The 18,883-nt window shown below is 42.0% G+C and carries 19 protein-coding genes; 9 read left to right on the top strand and 10 right to left on the bottom strand.

From position 1 onward, the window contains the following. Nucleotides 1–24: 24 nt before the first annotated feature. The 5 genes from SYN7509_RS0202615 to SYN7509_RS0202595 form a co-directional block, all read right to left on the bottom strand. Nucleotides 25–273, bottom strand: a complete 249-nt coding sequence (locus tag SYN7509_RS0202615; RefSeq protein WP_009634275.1) for a DUF4926 domain-containing protein — start codon at nt 271–273, stop codon at nt 25–27. Between the two features lie 18 nt (nt 274–291). After that, entirely contained in the window at nt 292–624 is a 333-nt protein-coding gene (locus tag SYN7509_RS0202610; RefSeq protein ID WP_009634274.1) for a DUF6883 domain-containing protein, read from the bottom strand. A gap of 42 nt (nt 625–666) precedes the next feature. Further along, complete coding sequence (locus tag SYN7509_RS0202605; RefSeq protein WP_227501463.1) at nt 667–960, bottom strand: hypothetical protein; 294 nt, start codon at nt 958–960, stop codon at nt 667–669. Nucleotides 961–989: 29 nt separating this feature from the next. Then, nucleotides 990–1,631 (bottom strand): peptidase M15, encoded by a 642-nt coding sequence (locus SYN7509_RS0202600; protein ID WP_009634272.1) that lies wholly within the window; start codon nt 1,629–1,631, stop codon nt 990–992. A 121-nt stretch (nt 1,632–1,752) separates the two neighbouring features. After that, nucleotides 1,753–2,781 carry an NAD(P)-dependent alcohol dehydrogenase gene (locus tag SYN7509_RS0202595; protein ID WP_009634271.1) on the bottom strand — a complete coding sequence of 343 codons (1,029 nt, stop codon included), beginning with the start codon at nt 2,779–2,781 and terminating at the stop codon, nt 1,753–1,755. A 166-nt stretch (nt 2,782–2,947) separates the two neighbouring features. Between SYN7509_RS0202595 and SYN7509_RS0202590 the strand changes: the two genes are divergently transcribed. Further along, complete coding sequence (locus SYN7509_RS0202590) at nt 2,948–3,616, top strand: TetR/AcrR family transcriptional regulator C-terminal domain-containing protein (protein WP_009634270.1); 669 nt, start codon at nt 2,948–2,950, stop codon at nt 3,614–3,616. A gap of 329 nt (nt 3,617–3,945) precedes the next feature. Beyond that, nucleotides 3,946–5,448 carry a C-3',4' desaturase CrtD gene (crtD, locus tag SYN7509_RS0202580; RefSeq protein WP_009634269.1) on the top strand — a complete coding sequence of 501 codons (1,503 nt, stop codon included), beginning with the start codon at nt 3,946–3,948 and terminating at the stop codon, nt 5,446–5,448. On the opposite strand, the gene SYN7509_RS0202575 is transcribed toward crtD, so the two are convergent. From SYN7509_RS0202575 to SYN7509_RS0202565, 3 genes are all read right to left on the bottom strand, one after another. Continuing rightward, nucleotides 5,445–5,927, bottom strand: a complete 483-nt coding sequence (locus SYN7509_RS0202575) for a hypothetical protein (protein WP_009634268.1) — start codon at nt 5,925–5,927, stop codon at nt 5,445–5,447. The two genes, crtD and SYN7509_RS0202575, sit on opposite strands and share 4 nt — an antisense overlap. A 215-nt stretch (nt 5,928–6,142) precedes the next feature. Further along, nucleotides 6,143–7,195 carry a fatty acid desaturase gene (locus SYN7509_RS0202570; RefSeq protein WP_009634267.1) on the bottom strand — a complete coding sequence of 351 codons (1,053 nt, stop codon included), beginning with the start codon at nt 7,193–7,195 and terminating at the stop codon, nt 6,143–6,145. Between the two features lie 174 nt (nt 7,196–7,369). Then, a complete protein-coding gene (locus SYN7509_RS0202565) occupies nt 7,370–7,861 on the bottom strand; it encodes a GNAT family N-acetyltransferase (protein WP_009634266.1) in 492 nt (163 codons plus the stop codon). A 27-nt stretch (nt 7,862–7,888) separates the two neighbouring features. Here SYN7509_RS0202565 and SYN7509_RS0202560 point away from each other — a divergent pair, with 27 nt between their 5' ends. Genes SYN7509_RS0202560 through modB form a run of 3 tightly spaced genes read left to right on the top strand, consistent with a single transcriptional unit; the run spans nt 7,889 to nt 11,211 of the window. After that, complete coding sequence (locus SYN7509_RS0202560; protein WP_009634265.1) at nt 7,889–8,656, top strand: class I SAM-dependent methyltransferase; 768 nt, start codon at nt 7,889–7,891, stop codon at nt 8,654–8,656. Continuing rightward, on the top strand, nt 8,656–9,423 hold the full coding sequence (modA, locus tag SYN7509_RS0202555; protein ID WP_009634264.1) for a molybdate ABC transporter substrate-binding protein: 768 nt from the start codon (nt 8,656–8,658) through the stop codon (nt 9,421–9,423). The genes SYN7509_RS0202560 and modA overlap by 1 nt, the downstream gene beginning before the upstream one ends. Continuing rightward, on the top strand, nt 9,424–11,211 hold the full coding sequence (gene modB, locus SYN7509_RS0202550) for a molybdate ABC transporter permease subunit (protein ID WP_009634263.1): 1,788 nt from the start codon (nt 9,424–9,426) through the stop codon (nt 11,209–11,211). It begins immediately after the preceding gene. A gap of 23 nt (nt 11,212–11,234) precedes the next feature. Here the strand turns inward: modB and SYN7509_RS0202545 are convergent, their stop codons facing one another. Continuing rightward, the gene (locus SYN7509_RS0202545) at nt 11,235–12,092 is read right to left on the bottom strand and encodes a tetratricopeptide repeat protein (RefSeq protein ID WP_051482542.1); all 858 of its coding nucleotides are present in this window, start codon (nt 12,090–12,092) and stop codon (nt 11,235–11,237) included. Nucleotides 12,093–12,143: 51 nt separating this feature from the next. On the opposite strand from SYN7509_RS0202545, the gene SYN7509_RS0202540 reads away from it, so the two are divergent. The 4 genes from SYN7509_RS0202540 (at nt 12,144) to SYN7509_RS0202525 (ending at nt 18,339) form a co-directional block, all read left to right on the top strand. Then, nucleotides 12,144–13,556: an aspartate ammonia-lyase gene (locus SYN7509_RS0202540; RefSeq protein WP_009634261.1), complete on the top strand. Its 1,413-nt coding sequence runs from the start codon at nt 12,144–12,146 to the stop codon at nt 13,554–13,556. A gap of 172 nt (nt 13,557–13,728) precedes the next feature. Beyond that, nucleotides 13,729–15,750, top strand: a complete 2,022-nt coding sequence (ligA, locus tag SYN7509_RS0202535; protein ID WP_009634260.1) for an NAD-dependent DNA ligase LigA — start codon at nt 13,729–13,731, stop codon at nt 15,748–15,750. Between the two features lie 19 nt (nt 15,751–15,769). Continuing rightward, complete coding sequence (locus tag SYN7509_RS0202530; RefSeq protein WP_009634259.1) at nt 15,770–16,702, top strand: DMT family transporter; 933 nt, start codon at nt 15,770–15,772, stop codon at nt 16,700–16,702. Between the two features lie 2 nt (nt 16,703–16,704). Continuing rightward, complete coding sequence (locus SYN7509_RS0202525; protein WP_009634258.1) at nt 16,705–18,339, top strand: alpha/beta hydrolase; 1,635 nt, start codon at nt 16,705–16,707, stop codon at nt 18,337–18,339. Between the two features lie 7 nt (nt 18,340–18,346). Here the strand turns inward: SYN7509_RS0202525 and ndhN are convergent, their stop codons facing one another. Continuing rightward, on the bottom strand, nt 18,347–18,814 hold the full coding sequence (gene ndhN / locus SYN7509_RS0202520; RefSeq protein WP_009634257.1) for an NAD(P)H-quinone oxidoreductase subunit N: 468 nt from the start codon (nt 18,812–18,814) through the stop codon (nt 18,347–18,349). Between the last annotated feature and the right edge of the window lie 69 nt (nt 18,815–18,883).

Below are 18,883 nucleotides of genomic sequence, written 5' to 3'. Positions count from 1 at the left end.
CTGTGGATGTCAAAATTAAACTGCTTACACTGTAACCATTTCACGGGCAGAATCGGGAGATGCTGGTTCAAAACGCAACACCATAATTTGACTTAGACGTAAACCCATTGACTCATAGGTGCGTCCGTTGCGATCGCTAAATTCTACTTCAAAGGCATCGCCATCAGCTAATATTTCCACCACTGTACCAACCTGTCCGCGCCACAAGTTATATTCGGGGAGATCGACTGTAAGGGCAACTACATCTAATAATTTGACTTCCTTTGTTGTCATAGTTTCATACCTCAAAAATTATAGAGGGTAGCAGGTAGTTAATTTGGGAATATCAAAACTTTGTTCGATCATCCAACCACTACGAACTATTCCCCTTCTATCTTGCCATTCAAGCTGAAAGTCTAGAGTATAGCGTTGTCCAAATTCATCTTGTCGCCCTAATTTGGCTTCGTGAGTTTTGATAACTTCTAGAAGAATTTGGCGCAAGTTTTCCGCGTCGTTGGCTGTCATACCAAAGATTGTTAAAAATAGTAAGGCTTTGTGTTTTCCTTCATCATGTTCAAGATTCAGGCAATAATCACGAAGTTTGCGAATATCAACGATGGCATTCTCTGCATTTGGAATCAGCATTAAAAAAATCAGTTTTCCTTACGTCGGATAATTTTCTCTCATTTAAAGGTGTGCTTTGGCTGTGTCGTAGTCGTCATATATACTCATTTGCGGGTGATTCCAATCTTCGGCAAAAGTCGCTAAACTCGAAACTTCAGCCTGTGCTTTATCAATTCCCTGAGATGCTAAGTCAATTGTGTTAGATGGAACAAAAGTTACAATAACTCGCGCCCCTTCAAGTACATCTTTAGGGCTTTCTACAAGTTCTACAAGACCATTGCGATAAATTCCTTCAACACTGGTTAGCATTTTTACCTCTTTTATTTTTCCTCTACGCGATCGCACTTTTACGCTCATTTTAGTAAAAAAACTTTACCCTATTAATTTCACAACCCTTGGACAAATTCTTGATAAAATTCGGTGTGAGAACCTGTAAAATTGCTCATCCCTTCCTTCGTTAAATATCCACTATTTTTATTGGTGTGGGGATCTTTTACGTAGCTATAGATAAATTTGGGATAGTTTGGGTTTTCATGCCAACTAATATTAAAAGCTGCATATTTAGGAAAAAATGTTAGTTCAGCATAATCGGGAATGCGATCGCAAATCCACCAAGCCAAAGCCGTCCAGTCTCCTGTCCTTTCATAGTAAGGAATAAACGAAGTAACAATAATGCAGGCTGTCGCGCCCATATAACCGTTAGCGTCTCGTACATCCCAAATATGTTTTGCATAGTTTGATTCATTAGCTGCACAGTTATAGTTTTTTTCTGCACCTTTTGCGTTCACTTCAGGGGAACGATAAGCCGAACGAATAGTAATTCTGCCTAGCTGCTGTTGGATTGGTTCTAATACTTTTTGGCATAAGTTTTTGCCAGATGCGATCGCAAGTTCTGGATTTTCGGGAATATTGCTGAGGTTTTCTATTTGAGCAATTTCTGAATAAAGAAACTCTCGCATAAAAAAGCTTTTAGATAGTTGAACTCTACCTAATTCTTCTAAGGCTTTTACTGTTTGCGGAGTTTTCATAAAAATACCTTATATATTTGCGGTGGTGCAATCCCAAGTTTAGATAAGTAATGGCTTTAGTGCCAGCAAAAGCTAGAAAATCTGAACGCTGACTTCCTATAAAAAGACGAGATACTAGAGGTCAAACCCGAATGGCGACTTTCCCCATTACCTGCCTCTGTTCGAGGTGACGAATTGCTGCGGGGACTTCACTAAGGTTGTAGCACTGGTCGATAAAGGGGACGATTTTCCCTGCCACGATCAATTCTTTCAACGTGAGGAGATCCTGTTGATTTGGTTTGCAGGCTAGATATTTTACTTTCCGGCGACTAATTCTCGAAATCCAATCGCCAAGAAACATCATCTGGAGAAATTGAGCAGCAGATCCGCCGACTAAAAGGTAAGTTCCCTCGGTGGTTAATAGTGGCAAATAGTCAAACACTGAACGGTAGGCTGCCATATCAAGTATGAGGTCATAACGCTGCTCATTTTTGGTAATATTTGTTTTTGTATAGTCAACAACATAGTCTGCACCAAGAGATCGCACCATGTTCATTTTTTTCGGACTGCATAGGGCAGTCACTTCAGCGCCAAAGGTTTTGGCAATTTGCACCGCAAACGACCCCACCCCACCGGAGGCACCATTGATTAACACCTTCTGCCCTGGCTGAAGTTGCCCAAAATCCCGTAAACCCTGCAAAGCGGCAAGAGCCGATCCCGGAACAGTTGCAGCTTCTTCAAAGGAGGCATTGGTTGGTTTTAGCACCAATGCCGTTTCTATAACACAGACGTACTCGGCAAATGCCCCAAAACCACACTCAGACAAATCCCCAAAGACCTCATCACCAGGCTTAAATTGCGTGACATCTTTGCCAACAGCTTCAACCCGTCCTGCCATATCAGAGCCGAGGATCGCAATCTTTGGCTTGAGTAGCCCCCCAAAAAGAAGGCGGCTGAAAAATGGAGTTCCTCGCATCAAATGCCAGTCCCCGGCATTGACGGACGCAGCATAAACCCGCACCAACACGCCATTATCTGTTACTACAGGCTTGTCAACTTCTTGCAAACTCAATACATCCGTTGAACCGTATTCGGTCTGAACGATCGCTTTCATTTTGCCATTCTCTTTGTTATCCCCTTGGGCAGGGGTGAGGGCATTCGATGTTTTCATAGCCTTCTCTCCAATTGGGCAGAATACTGACTCAGGAGTGAGCCTGCACCATTTTGACTTACACTGCAAGCATAACTTACGGCGTAAGTTTGTCAAGATGAAAAGCGAACTAAGCCCCAGAACTAGGCTTGGTTTGGATGTTAAAAGTTGATGTGAGAAAGGTTAGATGGCTAAGACGAGCAAACCCGATACTGCGTCCCCAGTCCCGTTGAGTCGGGAGCGGGTACTAGACGCTGCACTCTATTTGGCTGACGAGGGGGGCATTGAGGCGCTCTCAATGCGGAAGTTGGCGGAGGAACTTGGAGTTAAGGCGATGTCGCTGTACAACCACGTAGCGAACAAGGACGACGTGCTAGATGGCATTGTGGACCTGGCGATCGCTGAAATTGATCTTCCTAACCTTGAAATTGACTGGAAGTTGGCAATGCGACGGCGAGCGAACTCCGCCCATGAGATGCTTTTGCGTCACCCTTGGTCTACGATGCTGATCGTTTCACGGGTTAATGTGGGAGCGGCGATGTTGCGCTATGTAAACGCAACGCTAGGTTGTTTGCACAAAGCGGGCTTTTCCTTCGAGATGGCAGATCGTGCTTGGAATGCCATCGACAGTCATATCTATGGCTTTACGCTTCAGGAACTAAACTTTCCCTTTGAGGAAGCGGAATATTCCGAAGCGGCGCAGAAAGGGCTTCCACTCATCCCCGCTCAGGAGTACCCTTACCTCAATCAACTTACCCATCAAATCATTGGAGGTCATTATGACGGTATTCATGATTTTGAGTTTGGACTTGAATTGATCCTCAACGGACTTGATGAGTTGCTAAACAAGAAGTGAAAAAGCATCCCCACCTCAAAGCGATCGCTAATCCAATTTTTTCTATCAACAAAGGATTGTGAGTCATAAAAATTCTGTAGTAAAGTTTGAAGTGTTTGGGCGATCGCTTTTTAACAACTTAATGCTTGTATTTTTGGGTGTGCGATCGCGCGCTTGCTGTTCTGGGTTTTGATTCATGTCTTGAAGGCTTAACTAATTGCTCAAACTTAGTCTGCCTAGACTAAGCAAAATTAACACTACAAAACAAATTTTTACCAAAGGCGATCGCACTTCTCAGCACTTTTCTAGAAAATGTTAAGTTTTATATAGTACGCTTTCATTATTCATCTATGCCTAGCCCAGCAAAAAGTAATAAATCCCGCATTGTCGTTATTGGGGCGGGAATTGGCGGTTTAACGGCGGGGGCATTACTCGCACATCGCGGCTATGAAGTGATAATTTTAGATCAAGCTATAGTTCCGGGGGGTTGCGCTTCTACCTTTAAACGCCAAGGATTTACCTTTGATGTGGGTGCAACTCAAGTAGCGGGTTTAGAACCTGGGGGGATTCATCATCGGATATTTTCAGAATTAGAGATAGATTTACCCGCTTCTACGCCCTGCGATCCAGCTTGTGCGGTATATTTGCCAGGGGAAAGCAAACCAATTAATGTATGGAGAAATCCGGAAAAGTGGCAACAAGAAAGGTTAAGACAGTTTCCTGGTAGTCAAGACTTTTGGAAATTGTTAGAAGATTTATTTCAAGCTAGTTGGGCGTTTCAAGCACGCGATCCGGTACTACCTCCCCGCAATTTGTGGGATTTGTGGCAGCTAATGCAGGCTGTACGCCCTGGTACGCTGATTACCTTGCCCTATACATTGATGACCGTAGGAGATGCGCTGCGGGGCTATGGACTAGAGAGCGATCGCCGTTTGCGGACTTTTTTAGATTTGCAACTCAAGCTTTATTCTCAAGTAGACACGGAAGAAACAGCATTACTTTACGCTGCAACGGCTTTGAATGTCTCCCAATTGCCTCAAGGATTGTTTCACTTGCAAGGTAGTATGCAGGTATTGAGCGACTTATTAGTAAAAGCTTTAGAACGAGATGGCGGTAAATTGTTGATGCGTCATACCGTTGAAAGCATCCAATTAAAAGATGGTAAACCTACGGGTGTAGTTATTCGCAATCAAAAAAATGGTGAAGTTTGGACGCAAATAGCCGATGAAATAATTGCTAATGTTACGGTGCAGAACTTGGTGCAATTATTAGGGGAAAATGCACCTAAAGGCTACACTCGCCGAGTAGAAAAACTCCCCCAAGCATCGGGGGCTTTTGTGGTGTATTTGGGTGTAAAACAAGAGGCGATTCCGGCTAATTGTCCGCCACACTTGCAATTTCTCTACGACTCAGAAGGAGTTATTGGCGAAAATAATTCTTTGTTTGTCTCCGTTAGTCATCCCGGCGATGGACGCGCACCCGATGGATTTGCAACAATTATCGCGTCTTCTTTTGTCGATCCTAACCCTTGGTGGAGTGGAGATTACGAAGCAATGAAGCAAGAATATACGAAAAATGCGATCGCGCACCTATCAAACTTTTTCCACCTCATCCCCGAAACAATTACTTTTCAAGAAGCTGCAACCCCCCGTACTTTTGCTCGTTATACAGCCCGTGATTTAGGAATTGTGGGGGGAATTGGGCAAAGAGTACCTACTTTTGGCCCTTTTGGTTTTGCTAATCGCACCCCGATTAAGCATCTATGGTTAGTGGGCGATTCCACTCATCCTGGGGAAGGGACCGCCGGAGCTAGTTATTCGGCTTCAACAGTAGTTAGACAAATTGAGGCTTAAACGTTTATTGCCCATTTAGTAGTAAATTCAAACACATCGTGTTTGCCACCTCGGAGAACAGATTCAGTGTGTTTGCCATCCAATCTTTTCTTTAATATGTACTCTAGTGCGCCCCAAACTGCACCCAATGTAAAAGTACACTTACGAGGCGATCCTTGGGGTTCTCCCGCCGAACATACTGTTTCTGATGTGTAAACTTTGATAATTTCGCCTTCTTGAACGATTTTGTCAATTTTGCAAAGGCGAGTGCCATTTTTACCTAAAGCTTGACCCATTTTTTGAGCTACCTCGCTCAAACTTTCCGATGAGCCGATTAATCCTAAATCTTCAGCAAGTTTTTTACCACGAGAACGACCAGCATTTATTAAGGCTATTTCTGTTGCTTTTGCGCCTAAAGTTTCTTCTACTCCCACAATTAGGGATTTTAGACAAACAATACTACTAAATTCTCCGAGTTCTGGGCGTGTGGTTACTGACATAGTTTTAATTTTTATTTTATTTAGTGTATGTCCTCACTATGCTTAGATGATTGGGAAGATTAAACCGCGCGATCGCGTAAACATTTACTGTTTACATATTTTAACTACGTGAAAACACGGTGATTCGATAATGTTGGGCGGATTATTCTCCCCACAGCCTAATTTATAAACATTAATGCAGGGGCGCAAGGCATTACGCCCCTACAACAAATTCGCTACATTAATTGCTTAGATTGCTGATACTCCGAAAAGGATTGATAACAATCTTTTTCATCGTAGAGATGACATTTATCGGTAACGTCTTTGATCAGCGCCCAAGAAAACTTACACTCATCATGCAAATACGCCGCCCAATTTTCTTGAAGACTTTGATAAGCTAACCGCAAGTTGTAAGAGGGAATTGCTGTAGAAATATGGTGAGGTACGTGGACGTTGATATCGTGACAAAGAAATTCTACCCAGTTTGGATAGTTGCAGTGAATTGTACCCGATAATTGGGCGATCGCAGCTTGCCATTTACTATCTTCTTCAAACCTTACATCGGACGCTGTATGGTGAAAATACGTAAAGGTACTCATCCAAAAATGATAAACTAACCAAGGCATTAACCAAAATTTGACTACACCCCAAAGACCTGTAGTAGCAATTAATAATGGAAATGCGATCGCGGCAAAAACTACTACAACGGCAACAGAAAGCTTAATATAAGAGCGTTCTTTGGGCTGATATTTGGACAAATCAAAGTGAGTTATTGCCCAATGAGCAATAGAACCTACCCACCAAAAACGATTTTTAGCAAAGCCTTGAAATACTGATTGTCTAAAACTTCCCCAACCTTCGTATTTTTCCGGGGTAATTGGTCGCCAAGCGTTATCTTGTTCGAGGTGATTGGTGTAAGCATGGTGATGGTTATGCTTAATTCGCCAGCCGTGAAAAGGGTAAATTAGCGGCATCATAAATATATGCCCTACTAAATCGTTCACCCAACGGCGTTTTGCAAAAGAACGATGTCCGCAATCGTGAGCAATTACAAAAAATCCTGTTAACCCCGTACCTGTAAATACCCATAATAAAGGCAAGAAATACCAAGGTGCAAAGGCAAGTCCAACGTAGCCTAAGCCCACCATCAGCACGTTTATAAGCGCTCTAGACCAAGCTTTGCGCTGATTTTGCTGAAAACACTCTTTTGGTAAAGTTTTGATAATATCTTTGAGAGTTAAATCTGACCTAGATGGTAAGGTCGAAACATTGATTGCTGATGTAGTCATGAATACCTAAAAAACACCTTGAGCAAGCACTGTTTTAAAGTCACTTGCTGATAAAATTGGCTGTGGCAGAAGCGTCTCGAAGCAGATTCACCGCAAGTTAAAGCTTAGGAGTTTTGCTCCCAGCCATTACTCACAACAGGCAGTCAGTTTAAAGAAAACTTCTATTAAGTTATCTTAAGTTATTTTAAGCCCCATAATTAATAAATCGCGCTCAATTATGTCTAACTTTGCTACTTGAGGCAAATATCCCCAAGTTTGAAAGCCAAATCGCTCAAACAACTTTATGCTGGGCTGATTGTGGGCAAAAATAAAACCTAGCAAAGTTTTTAATCCTAAGCTGGGACTATGAGCAACTGCTTGCGTAAGCAACTTGTACGCCACGCGCTGGCGTTGGTGGGTAGGCGAGACATAAATACTAATTTCCGCCGTTGCTTGGTAGGCTGGTCGTCCGTAAAACGATTGAAAACTCAACCATCCTAAAATAAGTTTATCTGTTTCCATTACCCAAATTGGGCGCAGCGTAGAAGAATGCTGATAAAACCACTCCAGGCGACTTTCCACCGAGACGGGGTTTAAGTCCGCCGTTGCTAGACGACCAGGGATAGAAGCATTATAGATAGAAACGATCGCACTTAAATCAGCTTCCACCGCATCTCTGATATACATAAATTAGGTTTGTACCCGTAGAACAACATGAATAGTAACGCCCAACAATGGAATGCCAGCTTATACGATAGTAAGCATAAGTTTGTCTCACAATTGGCTACCGATTTAGTAGAATTACTGTCGCCAAAAGCAGGAGAGCGCATACTAGATATTGGTTGTGGTACGGGACACCTGACTCAAGAAATTGCAAGTTATGGTGCGGAAGTTTTAGGTATTGATAGTGCGGAAACAATGATTTTGCAAGCAAAGGAAAATTACCTTAATTTACAATTTGCAGTCATGGACGCAACAAACTTAGAATTTACAGAAGAATTTGATGCAGTTTTTTCTAATGCTGTGCTGCACTGGATTAAGCAACCAGAAAAAGTTATTACAGGTGTTTGGCAATCTTTAAAACCAAAAGGACGTTTTGTTGCAGAATTTGGCGGAAAAGGAAACATTAACTTAATCCAAACTGCACTAAATAACGCAATTTGTACGGAAGATTCTGCATTTAAGGAAGTGGTAAATCCTAACTATTTTCCGAGTATTGCCGAATATGGAATTTTATTAGAAAAGCAAGGTTTTGAGTTGACTTTTGCGACATTATTTGCTCGTTCTACTCCTTTAGATGGAGAAAACGGAATAGGTAATTGGCTGAAAATGTTTAGAAATAGTGTATTAGTTGCTTTTGCTGAAGAGGCGCAAACCAGAATTTTAGCTAATGTAGAATCACAATTGCGTCCAACATTATATAAAAATGGTACGTGGTTTGCAGATTACCGACGTTTGCGGATAGTTGCGATTAAAGAATAATGCTACAAAAATTAAGTTTACGTTTAAGTGCTATCGCATTACTATTGATCTTACTCCTAAGCTGTACTACCAATCAATCAAACTCTTTAACAGTATCGGCGGCGGCGAGTTTGCGAAATGTACTAGAAGAAGTAAAACAGGAATATGCTAAGTTACAGCCAGACGTAAAAATTATCTATAATTTTGGCGCTTCGGGAGCTTTACAGCAACAAATTGAACAAGGCGCGAATGTAGATATATTTATTTCTGCTGCGGCTAAACAAATGAATGCTTTAGAAAGCAAAAAATTATTAGTTGCAAATACTCGAAAAAATCTGTTAGGCAATCAAATTGTGTTGATTGTACCAAAGAATACTCAAGATATTTCTAGCTTTACAGATTTACAGAGCGATCGCATTACAAAAATTGCTCTTGGCGAACCCAGTAGCGTACCTGCGGGAAAATATGCTCAAGAAGTTCTAAGTTATTTAAACATCCTTGAAGCTACTAAAAAAAAGTTTATTTTTGCTAAAGATGTTCGTCAGGTTTTAAGTTATGTAGAAACAGAAAATGTTGATGCAGGTATTGTTTATGTTACTGATGCTAAACAATCAAAATTAGTTAAAGTTATTGCAACGGCTTCCGCAAAATCTCATTCTCCGGTAATTTATCCCATCGCTGTTATTCAAAGTAGCAAAAATGTTTCTCAAGCTAGGAGTTTTACAGATTTTTTGTTAAGTAAAGAAGCTATTAGTATTTATCAAAAATATGGTTTTAAAAAACTATAAATGCTAGACTTTTCTCCGCTTTGGATATCTCTTAAAACTACTTTAACTGCCACAATAATTACTTTTTTTCTAGGAATTGCTACAGCTTGGTGGATATTTAACTATCACGGTAAATGTAAAAACTTAATAGACGGATTGCTTACGCTACCTTTAGTTTTACCTCCTACTGTAGTAGGGTTTTTCTTACTATTAATACTAGGTAAAAATGGAATTGGGCAATTACTCCAACTATTAGGAACTACAGTAATTTTTACTTGGTATGCAACGGTAATTGCTGCTATTGTAGTTGCTTTTCCCTTAATGTATAAAACAGCGTTAGGAACATTTAAACAAATAGATGCAAATTTACTTGCAGCAGCGCGAACGCTAGGCGCATCAGAGTGGCGGGTTTTTTGGGAAGTTACTTTACCCCTAAGTAAGTCGGGAATTATTGCCGGAACTATTTTGACTTTTGCTCGTGCTTTGGGCGAATTCGGGGCAACTTTAATGTTGGCGGGGAATATTCCTGGAGAAACTCAAACTATCCCCGTTGCTATATTTTTTGCCGCCGAAGGTGGAGAAATAGATAATGCTTTGGTGTGGGTATTAGTAATTGTGGCAATTTCCCTAGGAGCAACGTTTGGCTTAAATTATTGGTCAGATTTACCACAGATACAAGAAACTTCTTACCAGCAAAGAAATGAACATTATCTAAGTCTCCCAATAACTAATTTCAAGAGAACCAAAAATAATTTACTTGTAAATATTCAAAAATATTTGCCTAACTATAATCTAATAACTAACTTCACTATCGATAATTATCCGCTCGGATTATTAGGCGCTTCAGGAGCAGGTAAAAGTATGATTTTGCGCTGCATTGCGGGGTTAGAAAAGCCTAATAGTGGTTGCATTGTACTAAATGGACGAGTGCTATTTGACAAGCAAAAACAAATTAACTTACCTATACGCGATCGCAATATTGGTTTTGTCTTTCAAAATTATGCCTTGTTTCCCCACCTAAACGTTGCTCAAAACATTGCTTTTGGGCTAAAACACTTGTCCCCTCAAGAACGAAATCGGCGCGTAAACGAACTAATAACCCTCATGCACCTCCAAGGATTACCAACACGCCATCCCAAAAACTTATCGGGGGGACAACAGCAGCGAGTAGCCTTAGCGAGGGCTTTAGCAGTACAACCGGAGGTACTTTTATTAGATGAGCCTTTTTCGGCTTTAGATACTCACCTGCGTAGCCAACTAGAAAAACAGCTAATTTCTATTGTTAGCAACTACCAAGGTGTAACGCTATTTGTCACCCACAATTTAGAAGAAGCTTATCGAGTTTGTAAAAATCTTTTGGTACTTTCAGAAGGTAAAACGGTTGCTTCCGGAAGTAAAGAAAGCATTTTTGAGCATCCCCAAACCTTTACCACCGCTCAAATTACCGGATGCAAAAATTTCTCTCGCGCTCAAGTTATATCATCCCAACAAGTACGCGCCATAGATTGGGATTGTACTTTGCAGGTGATAGAAACTATCTCTAACCCAGTACATATAGGGATTCGCGCCCATCAAATAAGTTTTAGAGATACCCTGACAGAAAACACATTTCCTTGCTGGGTTGTGCAAACGAGCGAAACACCCCACCGCATGACAATATATCTCAAACTACACCAGCCACCCACTCAACTTAACGATTATCATCTGCAAGCAGAAGTGTTTAAAGAAAAGTGGGCGGCTTTAAAAGATCGCCCTTTTCCCTGGCTTGTATATTTAGATCCCGCGCGGCTATTTTTGATGGATAGCTAGATTATTTTCCTAGAATTTACCCATTACCCATTTTCTAACTGTTGTTGAGCCTGAATTGCGATCGCCTTATTATGGCTAATATCCGCCTCCTCTTGTCTCCCCACCTGCTCTAAAGCAACTCCTCGGTGATACCATCCCCAATAATCATCAGGTTTCAACTCTAGCACTCGATCAAAAGCTGCGATCGCATCTTCGTAGCGTTTAATTTTTCCCAAGTTCAACCCCAAATTGTACCAAGTACGATTGCAATCTGGCTGAATTTCTAACGCCCGGTGAAAACTAGCTACAGCGTTTTCATGTTTTCCCCAATCGCTTAAAATTAAACCTCGGTGATACCAAGGAAGGAAGCCATCAGGTTTAAATTCAATCGAGCGATCGAAACTATTTAGGGCTTCTTCGCCACGCTGCAACTGTCTTAAAGCTGTACCCCGGTTGTACCATGCCCAATAAGCGTTTGGTTGCAATTTTAAAGCCCGATCAAAACTAGCAATAGCTTTCTCAAAAACACCATAATCACTCCAAGTAATGCCGCGATTGTGCCACACTGTAGAACTATCAGGATTAAATTCTAAGGCGCGATCGAAGCTATTAATTGCCTCAATATAGCGCCCCAACTTACCTAAAGCTATGCCGCGATTATGCCACAGCCAGCAAGCATCGGGACGAATCATTAAAGCTTTATCAAAACTTGCGATCGCATCCTCGTGTCGTCCTAAACTACCCAAAGCAAAACCTCGTTGCGACAAAGCCTCGCTATAATCGGGTTTATATCTCAAGGCGCGAGTAAAACAAGCGATCGCTGCTTCGTACTTTTCTGCCTTAACTTGATGTACTCCTTGGTGAAATAGAAATTCTGCTTCTAAACTGAGAGTTATTATCATAATATTTAGCATCATACCTAAGACTGATTTTATATTTAAAGTTCCCAAAAAATGACCAAGATCGATCAACAAAGTATTGAGTTTCGTATCGAACGCGATTCGATGGGCGAACGGCAAATTCCAAGCAATGCTTATTACGGCATTCAGACACTACGCGCCATAGAGAATTTTCCGATTAGTGGCATTAAACCTTTAGCTACTTATATAGATGCCTGTGTCACAATCAAAAAAGCTACAGCCCTTGTAAACGCTGAACTTGGCTGTATACCTCAAGATGTTGCTGAGGCAATTATCCAAGCGACGGAGGAGATACTTAAGGGGGATTTGCGCGATCAATTTGTGGTAGATATTTATCAAGCTGGGGCGGGTACTTCTCACCACATGAATGTAAACGAAGTGTTGAGCAATCGCGCCTTAGAAATTTTGGGGGACGAAAAGGGCAATTATCAAAGAGTTAGCCCCAACGATCATGTCAATTACGGACAGTCTACAAACGATGTAATCCCTACAGCGATTAGAATTGGTGGATTATTGTCATTGAGGCGCACTTTGTACCCAGCTTTGGATAAAGCGATCGCCTCCTTAAATCTTAAAGCTGAAGAATTTAAGGATATAGTCAAATCGGGTAGAACTCACTTACAAGACGCTGTTCCCGTCAGATTAGGCGAAAGTTTCCGCGCTTGGGCGCAAATTCTTACCGAACACAAAACCCGCCTAGAATTGGCACAAACAGATTTAACCCGGCTAGGATTAGGAGGCAGTGCCGCAGGTACAGGGTTAAATACTCATCCTGACTATAAAGTGCGCGTTGCTGAAGTATTATCCGAATTACTCAATTTTCCGTTGCAAAGCGCCCCCCACATGATGGCGGCAATGCAAAGTATGGCCCCTTTTGTCAACGTTTCGGGAGCAATTCGTAACTTAGCTCAAGATTTGGTGAAAATTTCCCACGATTTGCGGTTAATGGATTCTGGCCCAAAAACGGGATTAAAAGAAATTCAATTGCCACCCGTACAACCAGGTTCTTCAATTATGCCAGGGAAATACAACCCCGTAATGGCAGAAATGACGGCAATGGTATGTTTTCAGGTGATGGGCTACGACAATGCAATTTCTTTAGCCGCCCAAGCAGGACAATTAGAATTAAATGTCATGATGCCCTTAATTGCTTACGATTTAATCCACTCAATCGAGATATTGGGTAATACAATCGCTGCGCTGACAGATAATTGTATTACGGGAATTACTGCAAATAGCGATCGCTGTCGCAGTTACGCTGAAGGTAGTCTTGCTTTAGTTACGGCTTTAAACCCCCATATTGGCTATCTAAACGCCGCTTCTGTAGCGAAAGAATCCTTAGAAACAGGTAAATCTTTGCGGCAAATTGTCCAAGAACGCAACTTGATGAGCGAGGAGGAATTAGCCCAAGTGCTGAATTTAGAGCAAATGAGCGCTATGCCCTAATTTTTGGCTTTTCTAAAAGTGTGATGATTTTTCCTTTCTGTAACTCTCCTGTCTTCCCCCAAAATTGTTACCTATTCCCCATTGCGCAATCTCAAAACATCTTCTCAAACTATCTAAGTCAAAGCGACAGCTAAGATAAATAGGTGTCGATGGCAAAATTAAGAGAGACTCTGTGGAATCCCCAAACCTAGAAATCAAGCAGCGAGCCAGTGAGTTGCGAAGTCTGTTGCAAAAAGCCAGCTATGCTTACTACGTCCTCGACAACCCGATTATGGAAGATGCGGTATACGACAGTTTATACCGAGAATTGCAACAACTAGAAACCCAGTATCCCGAATTAGCCTCCCTCGATAGTCCTACAGCGCGAGTAGGAGAAAAGCCTGCAACGGGTTTTAAATCTGTACAGCACCGAATCCCTCTGTATAGCCTAGAAAATGCTTTTAATATTGAGGAGTTGCAAAACTGGGAAAAACGCACTCAACGTCAAACGCCTAGCATTAAAGTAGCAGAGTATGTCTGCGAACTCAAAATAGATGGTTCGGCTTTAGCCTTAAGTTACGAAAACGGCATATTAGTTAGAGGTGTGACTAGGGGAGATGGCGTAACTGGAGAAGATATCACCCAAAACGTGCGGACAATTCGCTCAATTCCCCTTAAGTTAGAGTTAGAAAATTGTCCGCCTTTAGTTGAAGTTCGCGGGGAGGCATTTTTACCTTTAGATGTATTTCAACAGATAAATCAAGAAAGACTTACCGTCGGAGAACAATTATTTGCCAACCCGCGCAATGCTGCTGCTGGTACGTTGCGCCAGCTAAATCCCAAAATTGTCGCCAAACGCAAACTAGACTTTTTTGCTTATACCTTGCATATTCCAGGACAAGACGATACAAGTATTGCCCGTACTCAATGGGAAGCTTTGGAACTATTGCAAAAAATGGGTTTCAAAGTCAATCCCAATCGAACTTTATCCCCCACATCCCAAGAAGTTGCAGAATATTACCAGCGTTGGGATACCGAAAGGTTAAATTTGCCCTACATGACTGATGGTGTAGTTGTAAAACTAAATTCCTTTAGTTTGCAAGAGCAATTAGGATTTACTCAAAAATTCCCCCGTTGGGCGATCGCACTCAAATATGCCGCCGAAGAAGCCCCTACCCGCGTTGAGAACATTGTTATCAACGTAGGACGGACGGGAGCGTTAACACCCCTTGCTCATATGCGTCCGGTGCAACTAGCCGGGACAACGGTTTCTCGCGCTACATTGCATAATGCCGATCGCCTGAAAGAGTTAGATATCCGCATTGGCGATACGGTAATTGTGCGTAAAGCTGGCGAAATTATCCCCGAAGTATTGCGCGTATTGCGGGAATTACGCCCACCGGATACCCAAGCTTTTGAAATGCCACTTAATTGCCCAGTTTGCCACCAGAAAGTAGTGAGAACTTTGGGCGAAGCTGTAACTAGGTGTGTAAATGCTTCTTGTCCCGCCATTCTTAAAGGTGCTATAGAACACTGGGTAAGCCGGGATGCTTTAGATATTAATGGGATGGGAGAAAAACTAGGATATCAGTTAGTAGAACGAGGCTTAGTACACTCCGTTGCAGACCTTTACGAATTGACTACCCAAAAGCTGCAAACCTTAGAGCGGATGGGGAATAAGTTAGCAGAAAAACTAATAGATGCGATCGCCCTTTCCAAAACAAAACCTTGGTCACGGGTATTATACGGCTTAGGGATTCGTCATGTAGGTAGCGTCAACGCTCAAACTTTAACCCAACAATTCCCCTCTATCGAACAATTATCACAAGCAGAAATCCACGATATAGCAGCAGTTTACGGCATTGGCGCAGAAATTGCCGGATCTGTACATCAATGGTTTCGGATTCCAGCCAATCAAACCTTAATTTCTCGGCTGCAAAACTTAGGCTTGCAACTAGAAGCCGAGGTTAAAGAAACTCCCATAACTCCATTAACAGGGAAAACCTTTGTAATTACTGGAACTTTACCCACGCTAAAAAGGGAAGAAGTTAAAGAGTTAATCGAAAAAACTGGAGCAAAAGTAACGGATTCCGTTAGCAAAAAGACCGATTACTTAGTTGTTGGTGCTGAAGCAGGTTCTAAACTCACCAAAGCTCAAAAACTAGGCATTACTTGCTTAGAAGAATCCCAGCTACTAGAACTTTTAAACCAATAATCTGCGCCCAAGTTCGTTTATGCAACTCCATCAAAATTCCGGTAACTGGCGCTTAGGATTAGTCTTGACTCTATTAGCTGTTTTCCTCTGGGGAATACTACCTATAGCCCTCTCTATTGTTCTCCAAGCCTTAGATGTATATACTTTGACTTGGTTTAGATTCTTACTATCCTTTGTACTATTAGCAATTTATTTAGGTGTACGTCACCAGTTACCAAAAATTTCTACTCTGCGATCGCCTACTTTTAAATTACTGGCGATCGCCACTTGCTTTCTCGCCATCAATTACCTGTTATTTGTCCAAGGTTTAGCCCAAACTTCCGCCAACAACGCCGAAGTTTTGATTCAAATCGCCCCGGTAGCCTTTGGCATTGGGGCGATCGCCCTTTTTAAAGAAAAATATACTTTACAACAATGGTTAGGCTTTGCTGTCCTAACTCTTGGCTTTAGCGTCTTTTTTCATGAACAGCTAAATAATCTTTTAACCGCGCCTAGACAATATCTTATTGGTAGCAGTTTATTAGTTATCGCCGCCGTTGCTTGGGCAATCTATGCGTTAGCACAAAAGCAGTTACTGCAAACACTCTCTTCCTTTAGCATCATGCTATTTATTTATGGCGGTTGTAGCTTGTTATTTACGCCCCTCGCCAAACCTCAACTCATTTTCTCTTTAAGTTCTTTCCAGTTCGCCGCCTTAGTATTTTGCGGATTAAATACTCTTATAGCTTACGGCGCTTTTGCTGAAGCTTTGGAACATTGGCAAGCCTCAAAAATCAGTGCAGTGGGGGCTATAACTCCCATTGTGACTTTTATCGCCGTTGATTTAGGTGCAAAAATTGCCCCCCAATTAGTCAAACCAGAAAATTTGACAGTTTTGGCAATAATTGGGGCGATAATGGTAGTTTCTGGCTCAATGGCGATCGCTTTAGGTAAATCATCCCCGAAAATTTAATTATGCTCAAACACAAAGCATTCCAAACCCTGGCGATCGCTATATCTCTACTAATACCTTCCTTCGCCTTACCTCGTCCCACCATAGCCGCCCAACGCATTTATGTTTCTTATTCAGCTTTCGAGCGCTCAATTTCTGTTGATGCTTTAGAAATTTACGCCAAAAAAGGCATAATTAATGACGATTTAGCCGCCTATGCCAATTATACCGAACCCCAGGTAATGGAACAGTTGCGGCGAGTTTTGATGACGCGAGTAAATTTAGAACCCGTCGCCATTTCTCAGTTTTTTTACACCCCTCAAGGGGAAGATTTACTACAAAGAATTGGGCAAATTATTCAAACAGAGTCCCGACAAACGGGGGTTTATGCCTTACGCTCGGCTCTAGTGTTAGCCGCCGCCGATAAGGAAGGATTGACATTATTAAATGTTTTGCGCCACTTTCCTAGCAACAGTATTCGGGTAGATTTAAACCGCAGTCTGCAACTTGCTGAGGAAGTAGAAACTATTATCAATCGCACCAATACCGCGATCGCTTCTATCGCCAAACAATCGGAAACTGAAGCTAATACTGGAGTAACGGATTTTTCCCAATTACCCGATCTCCGCAGCAATGGGCGTTTTAAGTGGAATAAACAAACGCTGACCCTAAACGACAAAAGGCGCGATCGCAATTATATTGCCGATTTTTACATCCCCGTTACTTCTCGCCCAGCCCCGGTAATCGTAATTTCTCATGGTTTAGCAAGCGATCGCACAACTCTAGCTTATCTAGCTACGCACCTAGTCTCCTATGGGTTTGCTGTCGCTGTCCCCGAACATCCTGGGAGCAATACCGAAAGAGTGCAAAATCTGCTAACAGGACGAGTTAACACCGCCGAAGAACCCAGCGAATTTATCAATCGTCCTTACGATGTAACTTATTTACTCGATCGCCTCCAGTTGCTTGACCAAAACGATTCCACCTACCAACTTAACTTAGACCAAGTAGGAGTTATTGGACAATCCTATGGCGGTTATACCGCACTAGCTTTAGCTGGCGCTCCGATTAATTTCTCTCAACTGCAAAAAGACTGTAAAAATCGCGTTGATGCTTGGAATATATCTCTACTTCTGCAATGTCGGGCTTTAGAATTGCCTGTAACTCAGTACAACTTGCGCGACTTGCGAGTTAAAGCCGCGATCGCTATTAATCCTTTGAGTAACAGCATTTTTGGGGAAGAAAGCCTCAGTAAAATTTCCATTCCCTTAATGATTGTCAGTAGCAGCGATGACACGGTTGCACCAGCTTTATCCGAGCAAATTATCCCTTTTAGCTGGTTAACTACCGAGAAAAAATATCTAGTATTACTAGAAGGTGGAACTCACTTTTCTACACTTTCCGAACCTGACCCCGCTACTTCTCCTATAAGCTTACCTATTCCTATCTACGGCGCTCACCCTAACTTAATTCGGCGCTATATGAGAGCCTTGAGTGTTGCTTTTAGCTCTGCTTACGTCGCCAATGATGCCCAATATTTACCTTATTTAAGCGCTAACTATACAAGAGCGATCGCCCAAAATGTTTCTCAAGTTCGGCTTGTGCAAACTTTACCCCCAGATTTGCGATCGCTCGTTGATGCTGAATTACCCAAATAAAAGCTCTCTATACTGCTTTGTAACTCGCTTCTAAGGTTTCTTTTAACGGCATCCAACGAAAGAAGCGATCGCCGCCTCTTTCAATCGCTATCTTCACTCTTGGCTCTAGTTGTGGTAACGAAGCCAAATATTCTATTTCTTGGTTAGAAAGCAAATGCCCTTCCATCATCCACAAAACTAGCCCTTTGGACTTGGGCGGCAAATTTTCCAAATGGTAGTTAACAATTGGTGGTAAGTAATAAACTCTAATATCTTTTTTACCTAAATGAGCGGGGCGAACTCCATGCACTCCAGTGAGATAAGCCGCCAAGTCTCCCAAACCACGTGCCGTCATTAGTAAGGTTGTATAACCCGCCGCTCGAACTCTCCTTTGATAGCGTCCTTCGTAACCACCCTCTGGCGGTACGTACAAACCCAACGCCCCCGATTTTTCCAAGTCTCGAATCAGTTGCTTGCCAGTGGTAATTAGCGCCATTACTTTTGTTGTTAACTATACTTAATGTTTTTATTATCTCTATCGATGGCATTAAAAGCAGCCCGTTAA

Origin of the sequence: Synechocystis sp. PCC 7509 (assembly GCF_000332075.2) — a bacterium.
In the GTDB taxonomy this organism is placed as follows: domain Bacteria; phylum Cyanobacteriota; class Cyanobacteriia; order Cyanobacteriales; family Chroococcidiopsidaceae; genus Aliterella.
Note: the sequence above shows the minus strand (reverse complement) of the source record. Positions and strands in the feature narration are given on the sequence as shown.